This window comes from Burkholderia diffusa (genome assembly GCF_001718315.1).
In the GTDB taxonomy this organism is placed as follows: Bacteria; Pseudomonadota; Gammaproteobacteria; order Burkholderiales; family Burkholderiaceae; genus Burkholderia; species Burkholderia diffusa_B.
The window spans coordinates 2,456,653-2,471,757 of record NZ_CP013362.1; the positions used below are offsets into that span (position 1 = coordinate 2,456,653).

Annotated in this window: 16 protein-coding genes; 9 read left to right on the forward strand and 7 right to left on the reverse strand. The window is 65.9% G+C overall.

Going from position 1 to position 15,105, the window contains the following annotated elements:
* Positions 1-89 precede the first annotated feature (89 nt).
* The 5 genes from WI26_RS11335 to WI26_RS11355 all read left to right on the forward strand — a co-directional run bounded on the left by WI26_RS11335 (position 90) and on the right by WI26_RS11355 (position 5,222).
* On the forward strand, positions 90-932 hold the full coding sequence (locus tag WI26_RS11335) for an AAA family ATPase (protein WP_059468179.1): 843 nt from the start codon (positions 90-92) through the stop codon (positions 930-932).
* 21 nt (positions 933-953) lie between these two features.
* The gene (locus WI26_RS11340; protein WP_069225963.1) at positions 954-2,129 is read left to right on the forward strand and encodes a vWA domain-containing protein; all 1,176 of its coding nucleotides are present in this window, start codon (positions 954-956) and stop codon (positions 2,127-2,129) included.
* 56 nt (positions 2,130-2,185) lie between these two features.
* A complete protein-coding gene (locus tag WI26_RS11345) occupies positions 2,186-3,397 on the forward strand; it encodes a benzoate/H(+) symporter BenE family transporter (RefSeq protein ID WP_069225964.1) in 1,212 nt (403 codons plus the stop codon).
* A 169-nt stretch (positions 3,398-3,566) separates the two neighbouring features.
* Positions 3,567-4,520 carry a transaldolase gene (tal, locus tag WI26_RS11350; protein WP_069225965.1) on the forward strand — a complete coding sequence of 318 codons (954 nt, stop codon included), beginning with the start codon at positions 3,567-3,569 and terminating at the stop codon, positions 4,518-4,520.
* A gap of 246 nt (positions 4,521-4,766) precedes the next feature.
* On the forward strand, positions 4,767-5,222 hold the full coding sequence (locus WI26_RS11355; protein WP_059468183.1) for a VOC family protein: 456 nt from the start codon (positions 4,767-4,769) through the stop codon (positions 5,220-5,222).
* Positions 5,223-5,310: 88 nt separating this feature from the next.
* On the opposite strand, the gene mctP is transcribed toward WI26_RS11355, so the two are convergent.
* From mctP to WI26_RS11370, 3 genes are all read right to left on the reverse strand, one after another.
* On the reverse strand, positions 5,311-6,861 hold the full coding sequence (gene mctP / locus WI26_RS11360) for a monocarboxylate uptake permease MctP (RefSeq protein ID WP_069225966.1): 1,551 nt from the start codon (positions 6,859-6,861) through the stop codon (positions 5,311-5,313).
* On the reverse strand, positions 6,858-7,100 hold the full coding sequence (locus WI26_RS11365; RefSeq protein ID WP_059448657.1) for a DUF3311 domain-containing protein: 243 nt from the start codon (positions 7,098-7,100) through the stop codon (positions 6,858-6,860). Before WI26_RS11365 ends, mctP begins: the two co-directional genes overlap by 4 nt.
* 198 nt (positions 7,101-7,298) lie before the next feature.
* The gene (locus WI26_RS11370) at positions 7,299-8,216 is read right to left on the reverse strand and encodes a spermidine synthase (RefSeq protein WP_069225967.1); all 918 of its coding nucleotides are present in this window, start codon (positions 8,214-8,216) and stop codon (positions 7,299-7,301) included.
* Positions 8,217-8,356: 140 nt separating this feature from the next.
* On the opposite strand from WI26_RS11370, the gene WI26_RS11375 reads away from it, so the two are divergent.
* Positions 8,357-8,611 (forward strand): hypothetical protein, encoded by a 255-nt coding sequence (locus WI26_RS11375; protein ID WP_069225968.1) that lies wholly within the window; start codon positions 8,357-8,359, stop codon positions 8,609-8,611.
* A gap of 37 nt (positions 8,612-8,648) precedes the next feature.
* On the opposite strand, the gene WI26_RS11380 is transcribed toward WI26_RS11375, so the two are convergent.
* From WI26_RS11380 to htpG, 3 genes are read right to left on the reverse strand one after another with little or no spacing between them, the layout of a single operon-like run.
* Positions 8,649-9,125, reverse strand: a complete 477-nt coding sequence (locus WI26_RS11380) for a DNA-deoxyinosine glycosylase (RefSeq protein ID WP_059468186.1) — start codon at positions 9,123-9,125, stop codon at positions 8,649-8,651.
* Positions 9,125-9,721 (reverse strand): chorismate--pyruvate lyase family protein, encoded by a 597-nt coding sequence (locus WI26_RS11385; RefSeq protein ID WP_069226405.1) that lies wholly within the window; start codon positions 9,719-9,721, stop codon positions 9,125-9,127. The genes WI26_RS11380 and WI26_RS11385 overlap by 1 nt, the downstream gene beginning before the upstream one ends.
* Before the next feature lie 8 nt (positions 9,722-9,729).
* Positions 9,730-11,628, reverse strand: a complete 1,899-nt coding sequence (htpG, locus tag WI26_RS11390; RefSeq protein WP_069225969.1) for a molecular chaperone HtpG — start codon at positions 11,626-11,628, stop codon at positions 9,730-9,732.
* A gap of 396 nt (positions 11,629-12,024) precedes the next feature.
* Here htpG and WI26_RS31125 point away from each other — a divergent pair, with 396 nt between their 5' ends.
* Both WI26_RS31125 and WI26_RS32195 read left to right on the forward strand, forming a co-directional pair.
* Complete coding sequence (locus WI26_RS31125; RefSeq protein ID WP_335622146.1) at positions 12,025-12,345, forward strand: DUF2778 domain-containing protein; 321 nt, start codon at positions 12,025-12,027, stop codon at positions 12,343-12,345.
* 20 nt (positions 12,346-12,365) lie between these two features.
* Complete coding sequence (locus tag WI26_RS32195; RefSeq protein ID WP_155624380.1) at positions 12,366-12,617, forward strand: hypothetical protein; 252 nt, start codon at positions 12,366-12,368, stop codon at positions 12,615-12,617.
* A gap of 53 nt (positions 12,618-12,670) precedes the next feature.
* Here the strand turns inward: WI26_RS32195 and WI26_RS11395 are convergent, their stop codons facing one another.
* A complete protein-coding gene (locus tag WI26_RS11395) occupies positions 12,671-14,131 on the reverse strand; it encodes a PLP-dependent aminotransferase family protein (protein WP_059538529.1) in 1,461 nt (486 codons plus the stop codon).
* Between the two features lie 231 nt (positions 14,132-14,362).
* Here WI26_RS11395 and WI26_RS11400 point away from each other — a divergent pair, with 231 nt between their 5' ends.
* Entirely contained in the window at positions 14,363-15,055 is a 693-nt protein-coding gene (locus WI26_RS11400) for a VOC family protein (protein WP_069225970.1), read from the forward strand.
* The last annotated feature ends 50 nt before the right edge of the window (positions 15,056-15,105 follow it).

The window sequence follows — 15,105 nt, forward strand, 5'->3', positions numbered from 1 at the left end:
CAGCCCCGCAACGATACGCGGCCCCGGGCCAACCGGACAGCCCTTCTGACTTATACTGGGTTTTTTTGCGACCAGGAAAGAGCGCCGCCATGCGTTTCGAAGGATCCTCGCACTACGTCGCCACCGACGACCTGAAGCTCGCGGTCAACGCCGCACTGACGCTGCAGCGCCCGCTGCTGATCAAGGGCGAGCCCGGCACCGGCAAGACCATGCTCGCCGAGGAAGTGGCGGCCGCGCTCGACATGCCGCTGTTGCAGTGGCACATCAAGTCGACGACGAAGGCGCAGCAGGGCCTGTATGAATACGACGCGGTATCGCGGCTGCGCGACTCGCAGCTCGGCGACGAGCGCGTGAAGGACATCGCGAACTACATCGTGAAGGGCGTGCTGTGGCAGGCGTTCGACGCCGAGCGCCCGAGCGTGCTGCTGATCGACGAGATCGACAAGGCCGACATCGAATTCCCGAACGACCTGCTGCGCGAGCTCGACCGGATGGAATTCCATGTGTACGAGACGCGCGAGACGGTACGCGCGAAGCACCGCCCGCTCGTGATCATCACATCGAACAACGAGAAGGAGCTGCCCGACGCATTCCTGCGCCGCTGCTTCTTCCACTACATCCAGTTCCCCGATGCGGCGACGATGCAGAAAATCGTCGCGGTCCACTTCCCGAACATCCGCGAAGAGCTGCTGCACGCGGCGCTGCAGAGCTTCTTCGAGTTGCGCGGCGTGTCGGGGCTGAAGAAGAAGCCGTCGACGTCCGAGCTGCTCGACTGGCTGAAGCTGCTGCTCGCCGAGAACATCCCGGCCGACGCGCTGCGCGGCGCGGACGCGAAGCAGATCGTGCCGCCGCTCGCGGGCGCGCTGCTGAAGAACGAGCAGGATCTGAGCCTGCTCGAGCGCCTCGTCTACATGAACCGGCACAACCGGTAACCCACCCGCGAAGGCCCGGCCATGCTGCTCAATTTCTTCTACGCGCTGCGCGCAGCCAAGCTGCCCGTCTCGGTGAAGGAATACCTGACGCTGCTCGAATCGCTGAAGGCCGGGCTGATCTCGCCGTCGATCGACGCGTTCTACTTTCTCGCGCGGATGACGCTCGTCAAGGACGAGCAGTACTTCGACAAGTTCGACCAGGCGTTCGGCACGTATTTCCACGGCGTGTCCGCCCTGCCGTCCGACGCGCTCGACATTCCGCTCGACTGGCTCGAGAAGCGTCTCGAGCGCGAGCTGTCGCCGGAGGAAAAGGCGCAGATCGAAGCGATGGGCGGCCTCGACAAGCTGATGGAGCGCCTGAAGGAACTGCTCGACGAGCAGAAGGAACGCCACGAAGGCGGCAACAAGTGGATCGGCACAGGCGGCACGTCGCCGTTCGGGCACGGCGGCTACAACCCGGAAGGCGTGCGCATAGGCGGCCCGTCGAACGGCAACCGCACCGCGGTCAAGGTGTGGGAGGCGCGCGCGTATCGCGACTACGACGATTCGGTCGAGATCGGCACGCGCAACATCAAGGTCGCGTTGCGGCGCCTGCGGCGCTTCGCGCGCAAAGGCGCGGCCGAAGAGCTCGACCTGCCCGGCACGATTCGCAGCACCGCCGCGAACGCCGGCTGGCTCGACCTGCGGATGGTGCCCGAGCGTCACAACAACGTGAAGGTGCTGATGCTGCTCGACGTCGGCGGCTCGATGGACGACCACATCAAGCGCACCGAGGAGCTGTTCTCGGCCGCGAAGGCCGAGTTCAAGCATCTCGAGTTCTACTACTTCCACAATTGCGTGTACGACCACCTGTGGAAGAACAACCGCCGCCGCCATTCCGAGCGCACCGCGACGTGGGACGTGCTGCACAAGTTCACGCCCGACTACAAGCTGATCTTCGTCGGCGACGCGACGATGAGCCCTTACGAGGTGCTGCAACCGGGCGGCTCGGTGGAATACAACAACCCCGAAGCCGGCGCCGTGTGGCTGCGCCGCCTCGCCGACCAGTTCCCGCACCATGCCTGGCTGAATCCCGAGCCCGAGCGGCTATGGGAATACCGGCAATCGGTCGCGGTGATCCGCGACCTCCTCGGTCAGCGCATGTATCCGCTCACGCTCGCAGGTCTCGAAACCGCGATGCGCGCGCTCAGCAAGTAACGAACCCACCCTGCAGACACGAAGGCCGCGTCCGAGCGGCCTCCTCCGGAGATAGCATGAACCCATCGCCAACCGCGAGCGCGGGCCGCGCCGGCGGCCGCCGCTTTTTCACCGATACGTCCGTCTCCGCGCTCGTCGCCGGCTTCGTCGCGATGATGACGGGCTATACGAGCTCGCTCGTGCTGATGTTCCAGGCCGGCCGCGCCGCACACCTGACCGACGCGCAGATTTCGTCGTGGATCTGGGCATTGTCGATCGGCATGGCGCTGACGACCATCGGCCTGTCGCTGCGCTTTCGCGCGCCCGTCGTCGTTGCGTGGTCGACGCCCGGCGCCGCGCTGCTGATCGCGTCGCTGCCCGGCGTGCGGTACCCCGAGGCCATCGGCGCGTTCGTCGTGTGTGCGCTGCTGCTGACCGCGGTCGGCGTGAGCGGGCTGTTCGACACGCTGATGCGGCGCATTCCGGCCGGCATCGCGGCCGCGTTGCTCGCGGGCATCCTGTTCGAGATCGGCATCGAGATCTTCCGCGCCGCGCAGTTCCAGACCGCGCTCGTGCTTGCGATGTTCTTCACTTACCTGATCGTCAAGCGGCTCGCGCCGCGCTATGCGATCGTCACGACGCTGATCGTCGGCACCGCGGTGGCCGGCGGCCTCGGCCTGCTCGACTTCAGCCGCTTCCAGATCGCGCTCGCGCAACCCGTGTTCACGATGCCCGCGTTCTCGATCGCATCGATCGTCAGCATCGGCATTCCGCTGTTCGTCGTCGCGATGGCGTCGCAGAACGTGCCGGGCATCGCCGTGCTGCGCGCCGACGGCTATTCGACGCCGTCGTCGCCGCTCATCGCGACCACCGGCCTCGCATCGCTGCTGCTCGCGCCGTTCGGCTCGCACGGCGTGAACCTCGCGGCGATCACCGCGGCGATCTGCACGGGGCCCGAAGCGCACGAGGATCACGCGAAGCGCTACACCGCCGCCGTGTGGTGCGGCACGTTCTATCTGATCGCAGGGATCTTCGGCGCGACGATCGCCGCGCTGTTCGCGGCGCTGCCGAAAGCGCTCGTCGTGTCGGTCGCCGCGCTCGCGCTGTTCGGCTCGATCATGAGCGGCCTCGCGAACGCGATGCAGGACGTGAAGCAGCGCGAAGCAGCGCTCGTCACGTTCATGGTCACCGCATCGGGCCTCACGCTGCTGTCGATCGGCTCGGCGTTCTGGGGGCTCGTCGCGGGGATCGTCACGCAGGTGATCCTGAATGCGCGGCGCCCCGCGTAGCGCCGCATGGCGCGGGCCCGCACCGCAAACGATTCGCCCGAAACGTGCGCGACGCGATTCGGGCCTAAAATAGTGGATCGGAGGCGGCGCCCGGCGCCGCCTCGCTTCGCTGCCGCGCTCGCGCGGCCCGTGAGAACCCCGGCGCCTTGCGCCCTCCTCCCGAATCGCCATGACTACCGCACTCGACCAGCTGAAGCAGTACACGACCGTCGTCGCCGACACGGGCGATTTCCAGCAGCTTGCGCAATACAAGCCGCAGGATGCGACCACGAATCCGTCGCTGATCCTGAAGGCCGTCCAGAAGGACGCGTACAAACCGATCCTCGAGAAAACCGTCCGCGATCATCGCGACGAAAACACCGATTTCATCATCGACCGTCTGCTGATCGCATTCGGCACCGAGATCCTGAAGCTGATCCCGGGCCGCGTGTCGACCGAGGTCGATGCGCGCCTGTCGTTCGACACGCAGCGCTCGATCGACAAGGGCCGCGAACTCATCAAGCTGTACGAAGCCGCCGGCATCGGCCGCGAGCGCATCCTGATCAAGCTCGCGTCGACGTGGGAAGGCATTCGCGCGGCCGAGGTGCTGCAGAAGGAAGGGATCAAGTGCAACATGACCCTGCTTTTCTCGCTCGTCCAGGCCGCTGCATGCGCGGAAGCCGGCGCGCAATTGATCTCGCCGTTCGTCGGCCGCATCTATGACTGGTACAAGAAGCAGGCCGGCGCCGACTGGGATGAAGCGAAGAACGGCGGTGCAAACGACCCGGGCGTGCAATCGGTGCGGCGCATCTACACGTACTACAAGACGTTCGGCTACAAGACCGAAGTAATGGGCGCGAGCTTCCGCACGACGAGCCAGATCACCGAGCTCGCAGGCTGCGACCTGCTGACGATCAGCCCCGATTTGCTGCAGAAGCTGCAGGAAAGCACCGACACGGTGGCACGCAAGCTGTCGCCGGACGCGCTGCAGGACAAGCCGACCGAGCGCGTCGCGATCGACGAGGCATCGTTCCGCTTCCAGCTGAACGACGAAGCGATGGCAACGGAGAAACTGGCCGAAGGCATCCGCGTGTTCGCCGCCGACGCAGTGAAGCTCGAGAAGCTGATCGATGCGCTGCGCTGAACCGTGCCACACGTGAAGGTTGTCAGTTGAACTGTCAGCAAGACTGACAACAGCCGTCAGCACGCGTGCCGAACGGCCGCGAACCTCGTGTTCGCGGCCGTTTTTATTTTTCATTCCATCGTCAAGCGCGCGCACTACAATCCACGTCACGAGTGCGCCGGCCGCATCCCGACGCGCTTTTCCCGGTCAATCTTGGAAGTACCCGGGGCGGCACCGACACGCCGGCCCGGTCAACAGGAGACAACGATGCAAGTCCAACCGTACCTGACGTTCTACGGCCGCGCGGAAGAAGCCCTTCAGTTCTACGAAAAGGCGCTCGGCGCGAAGACGATGTTCAAGATGCACTTCAAGGATGCGCCGCCGAATCCCGACTACCCGATGTCGCCGGAGATGAGCGACAAGGTGATGCATGCGAGCTTCACGATCGGCGATTCGATGATCATGTGCTCGGACGGTGACTGCAGCCAGCCGGGCGGCGGCACGCACGCCGGTTATTCGCTATCGCTGAACCCGGCGACGGTCGAGGAAGGTCAGAAGCTGTTCAATGCGCTTTCCGACGGCGGCGAAGTGACGATGCCGTTCGGCAAGACGTTCTGGGCGCTTGGCTTCGGCATGGCCAAGGATCGTTTCGGCGTGCACTGGATGGTCAACGTCGAGGACCTGTCGCAACGCGAGGATCTCGCGAAACGCGCACAAGGCTGACGCCGACGAAAACGCCCGCCACTTCTCAGTGGCGGGCGTTCGCTTGCCGCACGATGCGCGGCAAGCGGCACACAGGCGCGCCCCCTGTTCAGCTCTCGACGACGTCGAGGTAATCCTCCGGCCGCGTGCGGTCCTCCACGTGCGTCATGCCCATCACGCGCACCAGGACGCTTACCACCACCGACACCACGAGGTTCACGACCAGCGACCACACGGCCGCATAGCCGGGGATTGCGAGACCGAACAGGTGGATCGTGAAGATCGAGCTCGCGAGCTTCAGCGACACCGCCATCCACGTGCCGCACACGATGCCTGCGGCCCAGCCGGCCAGCAGGCCGCGGTGGTCGAGCAGCCGCGTGTACAGGCCGAGCACGATCGCGGGCAGCGTCTGGATGATCCAGATCCCGCCGAGCAGCTGCAGCTGGATCGCATAGGTCAGCGGCAGCCCGAGGATGAACGCCACCGCGCCGACCTTCACGATCAGCGACACGAGCTTCGCGACGTGCGTCTCCTGGTCGTGCGTCATGTTGCGATTCACGAACTCGCGATGGATGTTGCGCGTGTACAGGTTCGCGGCCGCGATCGACATGATCGCCGCCGGCACCAGCGCGCCGATGCCGATCGCCGCGAACGCGACGCCGACGAACCACGACGGGAAATACTCGAGGAACAGCGCGGGCACCGCGAAGTTCGGGCCGAACGCCTTGAAGTACGGCGCGTACTGCGGCATGTCCTTCACGCCAGCCGCGAGCGCCATGTAGCCGAGCAGCGCGAGCAGGCCGAGCACGAACGAGTACGCGGGCAGCATCGCCATGTTGCGGCGGATCGAGTTGCCAGACGCCGACGACAGGATCGCCGTGACCGAATGCGGATACAGGAACAGCGCCAGCGCGGACCCGATCGCGAGTGTCGCGTAAGCGCTGTAGCCGTTCAGGCTCGCCGCGTCGGGCGCCTTCAGCAGCAGCTTCGCCGGCGGCACCGACGCGAAGATGTGCCCGAAGCCGCCGAGCTTCGCCGGAATCACGATGACCGCCGCGGCAATCGTGATGTAGATCAGGATGTCCTTCACGATCGCGATCATCGCGGGCGCGCGCAGCCCCGACGTGTATGTGTATGCGGCGAGAATCGCGAACGCGATGATGAGCGGCAGGTCGCCGACGAAGCCCGTCGTGTCGAAACCCAGCGCGCCGATCACGACTTCGATGCCGACGAGCTGCAGCGCGATGTACGGCATCGTCGCGAGGATGCCCGTCACCGCGATCGCGAGCGCGAGCATGCGGCTGCCGTACCGCGCGTTCACGAAGTCGGCGGCCGTCACGTAGCCGTGCCGCTTCGCGATGCTCCACAGCTTCGGGAACACGACGAACGCGAACGGGTAGATCAGGATCGTGTACGGCAACGCGAAGAAGCCCATCGCGCCGGCGCCGAACACGAGCGCGGGCACCGCAACGAACGTATAGGCCGTATAGAGGTCGCCGCCGAGCAGGAACCACGTGACGATCGTGCCGAAGCGGCGTCCGCCGAGGCCCCATTCGTCGAGATGGGCGAGATCGCCGCGCCGCCAGTTCGCGGCCAGGAAGCCGATGATCGTGACGCCGATGAAGAGCAGGACGAAAACGAAGGTTGCGCCGAGGTTCATCGCGCACCTCCCTGCGGGCCGCTCGCCTTCCACGCGTTCTTGGTCTTGAAATACACGAACGCGGTGATCACCGCGCTAATGAACACCCACAGCAACTGGTACCAGTAGAAAAACGGAAAACCCAACCATTGCGGTTCGATCTTGCTGTACGACGGCACCCAGACCATCGCGATCAGCGGCAGCACCAGCAGCCAGAGCCAGCGCTTGGCGGCCCGACTGGCGTCGGCATCGTGAGCCATGACGTCTCCTCATCTTTCCCGGTTATCGATCTTGTCAAACGGGTACGGCGGCGAGAGGAGGGGCAAAACGGGTAAGCTGCGGCTCCCCTGGCTTCGCGCCAGTATAGGAGTCGCGAGCGAGCGGTCAAGCAGGGGCGAACCCGAGGTGATCCGCCCCCAGTCAAACGGTTGCACCGGCATGCGGCCGGCGCATGAGCGTCAGATCGCGAACGAGGATTCGCGTGCGCCGGTCGTTTCTTTCAAAGCTTTCACCCACTTGCGCGCGGGCAGCTTCAGCGTGTCCTCGATCAGCTTCGCGCGGGCTTCCAGCTGTGCGAACGATACGTCGAGCGCGGGGCCCGAGAACGCGATCGCGATCCGGTTGCCGTCGTGCACTTCCGGCAGCGCGATCACGCGACGGTCGAACGCCGCGTTCAGATGCTTCATGTTGCGCACGAAACTCGGATGGTCGCCGAACAGGTTGATCGTCGCGATGCCCGCGTCGGCAAGACAGCCGCGCACCGCGCGGTAGAACGCGACGCTGTCGAGCACCGGGCCGCGCGCGGTCGCGTCGTACAGGTCGATCTGCAGTGCGCCCGTCGTGCCGCGGTTGGCCGGATCGTTGACGAAATCCCATGCGTCGGCTTCGTGCACGACGAGGCGTGCGTCATCGGGCGGCAGCGCGAACATCGTGCGCGCCGCGACGATCACGGCCGGGTTCAGTTCGACGGCCTCGACCTTCGCGTGCGGCAGGAAGCGGTGCGAGAACTTCGTCAGCGCGCCGGTGCCGAGCCCGAGCTGGACGATCCGCGCGGGCGTTTCGAGGAACAGCAGCCATGCCATCATCTGCTGTGCGTATTCGAGCTCGATGTGCAGCGGCTTCGAGATCCGCATCGCGCCCTGCACCCATTCGGTACCGAAGTGCAGGAAGCGCACGCCGCGCTCTTCCGAGAACGTGACGGGCGCGAAGCGCGGCTTGCGCGGCGCGTCGAGGACGGGCACGTCGTCGTGTTCGCCGATCTCCGGGCGGCGCTTCACGCGCGGCGGCTGGAGCTTTTCGGAGCCGTTGTAGGCGGACGGCTTGCGTTGTTTGAACGCGCGCGCCTCGGCGGACGCGCGCTTGATCAGTCGGGTCATGATTGAATCTCGCTGGGTGACGCTGGATGAGCGGACGAGAGGATAGCATTGGTGGGGGATGGCGGCCGCGCCGCGTATCCTGCCCTGCATGATTTCGAACCAGTTGGCGCTACGCTGCACGCGTGATCGAAGGAGGACGCATGAACTCGAACGGCAAACGGATCTGGTTTCCGGCGAAGCGCTACGGTTGGGGATGGGGGTTGCCGGTGGCCTGGCAGGGCTGGGTCGTGCTGCTGCTGTTCGGGACCGGGATCGTCGCGAGCGCGTGGGTGGTGCCGCCGCACCGGTCGCCGATCGCATACGGTGCATGCATCGTGGTGTTGATCGCGCTGTTGACTGCCGTTTGCTGGATCAAGGGCGAAAAGCCCGGGTGGAGATGGGGCAAGGACGACTGAGCACCGCGGCGGTGTCCGCGCGCGATCCGGGTCGGCGTCAATCGCGAATCGCCCGCCACTGCGCCAGCTTCTGCTCGAACGACAGCATCGCATTCGCCGGGCTCGACGAAGGCAGCACCAGCGTGTCGTACCCGGCCTGACCGATCACGTCGGCAAATCGACCTGCCGTCTTGCCGTTGAAACACACTTTCTTCAGCAACGGCGCATGCTCGCGCAACGACTCAAAGTCGTTCGGCTTCGCATTCCGGATCGCCGAATCGAGACTGCCTTGTCGATGGCACGCATCGAGGACATCCCAGATGCCGATCCCGTGCGAAAGCACGCGCTCGAGCCGCGCGCCGTACGCGAGCTCGTGCAGCCCCGGCTCGCCGAGCACCGCGCCGAGCAACCGCCAGAACTGATTGCGCGGATGTGCGTAGTACTGCGCGGCATCGAGCGACGCCTCGCCCGGAAAGCTGCCGAGAATCATCGTATGCGTGTGCGGCCCGACGACCGGCGGAAAGCCTCGCAGCATCACGCCGCTCCACGCGGGCCGACCGATCGCGGCCCGTCGCCGTGCGCATCGAGATGGCGCCACAGCGCGGGCAGCATGCACTCGGTGACCATCAGCGGCTTGCCATGGCGCTGGAACACCGAGCGCCGCGCGGCGAACGCATGCGGCGCCCGCGCACCCTGCAACGCATGGCTTGCGAGCGCGTACAGCGGATGGCCGGCGATCACGCGCCGGCTGACGAGCGTGGAACGCGCGACCTGCGGATCGCTGTACAGCAGCTCCGCGAGCGGTCGCGTGCGCAACCGCCGCATTGCCTGCCACACGCCCTTGCTGGCCGCGAGCGGCGCGATGCTGTGCGCGGCGACGTACGGCATGCCGTCGACCGACAGGATCACCTCGCGCACCCACATCGGCGCGCGCGGCGAACTGTCGAGCGCGTCCGGTTCGTCGAACCACGGACAGTCGACGGCCTCGCGCGTCACGCGCACGCTCACGCTGCCGAGCCGCGCCAGATGCGCCGTCAGCGAACCGCCGCGCGTCAGCCAGTCGCGCTGATCGAGCGTGCAGCCGGGCCGGGGCGTTTCGCGCCAGCCCGCCCGCGCGCCGTCGAATCGCATCCGTGCGTTCACGCCGAGCGCGACAGCAGCAGCGCGTTGGTCCGCTTCACGAAGCTCGCCGGATCGTCGAGCATCCCGCCTTCGGCCAGCAACGCCTGGTCGAACAGCAGGTGGCACCAGTCGCCGAAATCGGCGCTGTCGGCGTTCAGCTGCTTCACGAGCGCGTGCTCCGGGTTGATCTCGAGGATCGGCTGCATCGCCGGCGCGTGCTGGCCGGCCGCCTTCAGCATCCGCTGCAGGTAGCCGCTCATGTCGTTGTCGTCCGCGACGAGGCACGACGGCGAATCGGTCAGGCGGAACGTGACGCGCACTTCCTTCACCTTGTCGCCGAGCGCTTCCTTCATCTTTTCGACGACCGGCTTGATCGCCTCGCCCGCCTGCTCCTGCGCCTTCTTTTCCTCGTCGTTGAGCTCGCCGAGGTCGAGATCGCCGCGGGCCACGCTCGCGAGCGGCTTGCCGTCGAATTCATGCAGGAACGACAACATCCATTCGTCGACGCGGTCGGTCAGCAGCAGCACCTCGACGCCCTTCTTGCGGAACACTTCCAGGTGCGGGCTGTTCTTCGCGGCCTGCCACGTATCGGCGGTCACGTAATAGATCTTGCTCTGCTCGGGCTTCATGCGCGACACGTAGTCGGCGAGCGACACGTCCTGCGCGTCGGTGTCGCCGTGCGTCGATGCGAAGCGCAGCAGCTTCGCGATACGCTCGCGGTTCGCGTGATCCTCGCCCAGGCCTTCCTTCAGCACCTGGCCGAACGCGCTCCAGAACGTCTTGTACTTCTCCTTGCCGGCGTCCTCTTCCGCGTTCGCGAGCTCCTCGAGCATCGACAGCGCGCGCTTCGTCACGCCCTCGCGGATCGCCTTCACGTCGCGGCTTTCCTGCAGGATTTCACGCGACACGTTCAGCGGCAGGTCGGCCGAATCGACGACGCCCTTCACGAAGCGCAGGTATTGCGGCAGCAGCTGCTCGGCGTCGTCCATGATGAACACGCGCTTCACGTACAGCTTCAGGCCGCCGCGGTAATCGCGGTTCCACAGGTCGAACGGCGCATGCGCCGGCACGAACAGCAGCTGCGTGTATTCGCTGCGGCCCTCGACGCGGTTGTGCGTCCACGTAAGCGGATCCTGATGGTCGTGCGCGATGTGCTGGTAGAACTGCGTGTACTGCTCGTCGGTGACGTCGCTCTTCGAACGCGTCCAGAGCGCGCTCGCCTGGTTGACGGTCTCGTCCTCGTCCTTGAGGACCATCTCGCCCTTTTCCTGGTCCCACTCTTCCTTGCGCATCAGGATCGGCAGCGCGATGTGATCGGAATACTTCTGGATGATCGACTTCAGGCGGTGCGACGACAGCAGTTCGTCCTCGCCTTCGCGCAGGTGCAGCGTGATGGTCGTGCCGCGCTGCGCACGCTCGATCGCGTCGATCGTGAAATCGCCCTCGCCCGCGCTTTCCCAGCGCACGGCTTCATTCGCCGGCAGCCCGGCGCGGCGCGTCTCGACGGTGATCTTCTCCGCGACGATGAAACCCGAGTAGAAACCGACGCCAAACTGGCCGATCAGCGCCGCATCCTTCTGCTGGTCGCCGGACAGCTTCGTGAAGAATTCCTTGGTGCCCGAACGCGCGATCGTGCCGAGGTTCGCGATCGCCTCGTCGCGGCTCATGCCGATGCCGTTGTCGTCGATCGTGATCGTGCGCGCGGCCTTGTCGAAACCGATGCGAATGCGCAGGTTCGGATCGCTCTCGTACAGCGCGTTGTCCGCGAGCGCTTCGAAACGCAGCTTGTCGGCCGCGTCGGACGCGTTCGACACCAGTTCGCGCAGGAAGATTTCCTTGTTGCTGTAAAGCGAATGAATCATCAGGTGGAGGAGTTGCTTGACCTCTGCCTGAAAGCTCATCGTTTCGTGTGCCATGGATGCTGTTTCCTCTTACTTGAATGGTGTAACCCCCGACATCCCGGCGCACGATGCCGGGCCAGACGGGTGTTGCCGCAATCTGGGGGCGGGCGGCGGGATTTCAAGGGCCCGGCTGTGCGCTTCGGTGCTCTGTCCGGCGCACTCGCGATACCGATCGTGGATGCGCGCTGTTCACGGGCGAAATTCGGACCGATCCAATGTTCCGGCCGCTTTCAATTCGCTGAAATGACGTATCGCTTCCCGAATCGAGAACGAAATGATTCCTTGCAGCTTCGAACTCAATGACCGGTCCATCAGCCACTTCCGGCTCCGCGGCCTCGAATTGCCCGCGTTTTCAGGACTTCCCCTTACGTCAATGCTCGGACGGCCGCCTGCGTTGCAGAACTCGGCCCGATCCCGCCTGGAAAATACTACGTTGTCGACCGACGATCGGGAGGAAGGCTCGGATGGTTGCATGATCGTGTCGGCGGAAAATCGGAATGGTTCGCGCTATATGCGGCCGATGGCTCGATTGACGACGCCACACTGTGCGACGACGTGCAACGAGGCCAGTTCCGCCTGCATCCGCGTGGTATTCGCGGAATCAGCCGTGGATGTATCGTGATCGACAGTCAAAGCGACTTCCGGCGTTTGCGGGAGCTCCTGCTCGATAACGGCCTGCATCCCATACCCGGAAGCATGCTGCGCGCATACGGAATGGTGACAGTGCGGTGAAGCGGCTAGTCCAAATCTGCATGGTCATTGGCTGGATTTCCTCCATATCGCTTGCACTGACCTATTGGTGGATTCGTCATCCCGACCTTGCCCCTGCTCCGCCGCTCGCGTTCTCGCTGTGGCTGGACCGCCTTTTCTCCGCACATGATTGCGAGTCTTCAGCGAATGTCGACATCTACTACGCATTTGTCGTGTCGGTGCTGGTGGCAAGCCTTCTTACGTTCGTCTGCTGCCGGATATTCGGGCGGATCAATCGATCCCGTCTCGAATGACATCGTCGACTCCGCGCCTCGTGCGCCGGACGACGAAGCGCGACGCGCCGCCGTCACGACGCGCGCCGCGCCGCCGACTCGATATAGCGCGCGAGAAACCCCGGCAACGCCGGATCCCCGCAGTTCGCGACGTTGAAGCGCGTCCACGTCGACGACGACTGCTGCGGCGAGAACAGGCTCCCCGGCGTCAGCAGAAACCCTTCCTCGTGCGCGGCGGCCGCGAGCGCGTCCGAATCGACGCCCGTGTCGGCCCACAGGAACATCCCCGCCGCCGGCATCGTGAAGAGCCGCAACCCGGTACGCTCGAGCATCCGCGCGGTCTTGTCGCGCACGCCGTCGAGCCGCGCGCGCAGCCGCTCGACGTGGCGCCGGTAATGTCCCTCGGTCAGGATCTTGTACAACACGCGCTCGTTGAGCTCCGGCGTCGTCATCCCGACCAGCATCTTCTGGTCGGTGACCGCCTTCGCGATCTCCGGCGCGCAGGCGACATAGCCGACCCGCAAATTCGCCGCGAGCGTCTTCGAATAGCTGCCCAGGTAGATCACGCGCTTCAGCTGGTCGAGGCTCGCGAGGCGCGTGGCCGGATAGCTCGGCGGGCACAGGTCGCCGTACACGTCGTCCTCGACGACGAGGAAGTCGTACGCCTCGGCAAGCTTCAGGATCCGGAACGCCTGCGCGGCCGACAGCGACGTGCCGGTCGGGTTCTGCAGCACCGAATTGATCACGAGCATCTTCGGCCGCCACATCTGCACGAGCGTTTCCAGCGCGTCGAGATCGGGGCCGTCTGGCGTATAGGGCATGCCGACCAGTTGCGCGCCCTGCGACGCGAAGCGGCCGAACATCTGGAACCACGCGGGATCGCCCACGATCACCGCATCGCCGGGCCGCACGTAGATCCGCGAGATCAGATCGATCGCCTGCGTGATGCCTGACACCAGCACGAGCTGCTCGGGCTTCGCGCCGATCTCGACTTCCGCGAGCCGCGTCTGCAATTGCTGGCGCAGCGGCAGGAAACCCTGCGCGGTGCCGAAACCGAGCATCTGCGCGCCGGACTGGCGCCCGAGCGCGCGCAGCGCGCCGGTGATCAGCTCGCCGTCGAGCCAACGGCCCGGCAGGTACCCTAGGCCCGGCCCTTTTTCCGGGCTGACGGTGTGCAGCATGTTGCGCAGCAGCCAGACGACGTCGATCGTGTTGTGCACCGGCGCGGCCTCGGCCACGCGCACCACGTTGTCGGCGGGCTGCGGGCCGGCGGCGGTGCGCTCACGCACATAGAAGCCCGAGCCGCGCCGCGAGTCGAGGTAGCCCTGCGCGACGAGCCGTTCGTACGCTTCCACCACGGTAAAGCGCGACACGCTCTTGTCGAGCGCGAGCTTGCGGATCGACGGCATGCGCATGCCGGGCCGGAATACGCGTTCATCGATGCGGCGCCGCGCCCACTGGACGAGCTGGTCGACGAGCGTGAGCGTAGCCGTATCGTGCGGCGCGGGAATCTGGGCGAGTGGGACGGTGGACATGGGCGGCGGCTCTCCAACTGTACCGAAGGCTATCGCGTGGATTGTACCGTTACTGTGCCGGTGCCGACGATTACAGTTCTTCGGAATGGCGATCGTGCGGCTGCCGGCGCGGCCTTGCCGCACGCGGCGCCGCGTCGCCCCACCCATATCGCGGCCCGGGCGCCGGCCGGCTCCGTACCGTCCGGCGCATCGCCCGCCCACCATGACACTTTCGCTTCCCGACCGACGTTCATGCCAGCCCGCTCCCTGACCCTCGACCATCTCGTGATTGCCGCGCGCACGCTCGACGAAGGCGTGCGCCATATCGCCGCGTCGCTCGGCATCGAACCGGCCGGCGGCGGACGCCATCCGCTGATGCGCACCCATAACGCGCTGTTCGGCGCGTGGGGCGGGCTGTACCTCGAAGTGATCGCGATCGATCCCGACGCGCCCGCCACGGGCGACGATGCCACGCCGCCGCGCGCGCGGCTGTTCAGCCTCGACGATCCGGCGATGCATGCAAGGCTCGCGCAGGGACCGTTTCTCGCACACTGGGTCGCACGCGTCGATCGGCCGCGCCAGCTCGCGATGTGGCAAAGCCAGTATCCGGCGCGCATCGCGCCGGTCGTCGCGATGCGGCGCGGCGACCTGAGCTGGGGCCTTACGGTACCCGACGACGGCGCGTTCCCCGCGTGGCAAGGCGCGGGCGACGGCCTCGTGCCGTCGCTGATCCAGTGGGACAGCCCGCGCCATCCGGCCGAATCGCTGCCGAACGACGGCGTCGCGCTCAAGGCGCTCAAGGGCGTCCACCCGCGTGCGGACGTCATCCGCGAGCAGCTCGACTGGCTCGGCGCCGGCCATCTGCTCGACCTCGACAGCGGCGACGGCCCGCCGGCGCTCGTCGCCGAATTCGAAACCCCGCAGGGCGCGCGCACGCTGCGCTGAACGCCCCTGCCGCCCTCGATACCGAAACCCCGCAATACGGAGACACCCCA

Excerpts from the sequence above, each read along its gene's own strand:
- WI26_RS11400 (WP_069225970.1), top strand. The coding sequence starts at position 14,363 with ATGCCAGCCCGCTCCCTGACCCTCGACCATCTCGTGATTGCCGCGCGC.
- tal (WP_069225965.1), top strand. The coding sequence starts at position 3,567 with ATGACTACCGCACTCGACCAGCTGAAGCAGTACACGACCGTCGTCGCC.
- WI26_RS11365 (WP_059448657.1), bottom strand. The coding sequence starts at position 7,100 with ATGGCTCACGATGCCGACGCCAGTCGGGCCGCCAAGCGCTGGCTCTGG.
- WI26_RS11370 (WP_069225967.1), bottom strand. The coding sequence starts at position 8,216 with ATGACCCGACTGATCAAGCGCGCGTCCGCCGAGGCGCGCGCGTTCAAA.
- WI26_RS11395 (WP_059538529.1), bottom strand. The coding sequence starts at position 14,131 with ATGTCCACCGTCCCACTCGCCCAGATTCCCGCGCCGCACGATACGGCT.
- WI26_RS11335 (WP_059468179.1), top strand. The coding sequence starts at position 90 with ATGCGTTTCGAAGGATCCTCGCACTACGTCGCCACCGACGACCTGAAG.
- WI26_RS11380 (WP_059468186.1), bottom strand. The coding sequence starts at position 9,125 with ATGCTGCGAGGCTTTCCGCCGGTCGTCGGGCCGCACACGCATACGATG.
- htpG (WP_069225969.1), bottom strand. The coding sequence starts at position 11,628 with ATGGCACACGAAACGATGAGCTTTCAGGCAGAGGTCAAGCAACTCCTC.
- WI26_RS11375 (WP_069225968.1), top strand. The coding sequence starts at position 8,357 with ATGAACTCGAACGGCAAACGGATCTGGTTTCCGGCGAAGCGCTACGGT.
- WI26_RS11385 (WP_069226405.1), bottom strand. The coding sequence starts at position 9,721 with ATGCGATTCGACGGCGCGCGGGCGGGCTGGCGCGAAACGCCCCGGCCC.
- mctP (WP_069225966.1), bottom strand. The coding sequence starts at position 6,861 with ATGAACCTCGGCGCAACCTTCGTTTTCGTCCTGCTCTTCATCGGCGTC.
- WI26_RS11340 (WP_069225963.1), top strand. The coding sequence starts at position 954 with ATGCTGCTCAATTTCTTCTACGCGCTGCGCGCAGCCAAGCTGCCCGTC.
- WI26_RS11355 (WP_059468183.1), top strand. The coding sequence starts at position 4,767 with ATGCAAGTCCAACCGTACCTGACGTTCTACGGCCGCGCGGAAGAAGCC.
- WI26_RS11345 (WP_069225964.1), top strand. The coding sequence starts at position 2,186 with ATGAACCCATCGCCAACCGCGAGCGCGGGCCGCGCCGGCGGCCGCCGC.
- WI26_RS32195 (WP_155624380.1), top strand. The coding sequence starts at position 12,366 with ATGGTCATTGGCTGGATTTCCTCCATATCGCTTGCACTGACCTATTGG.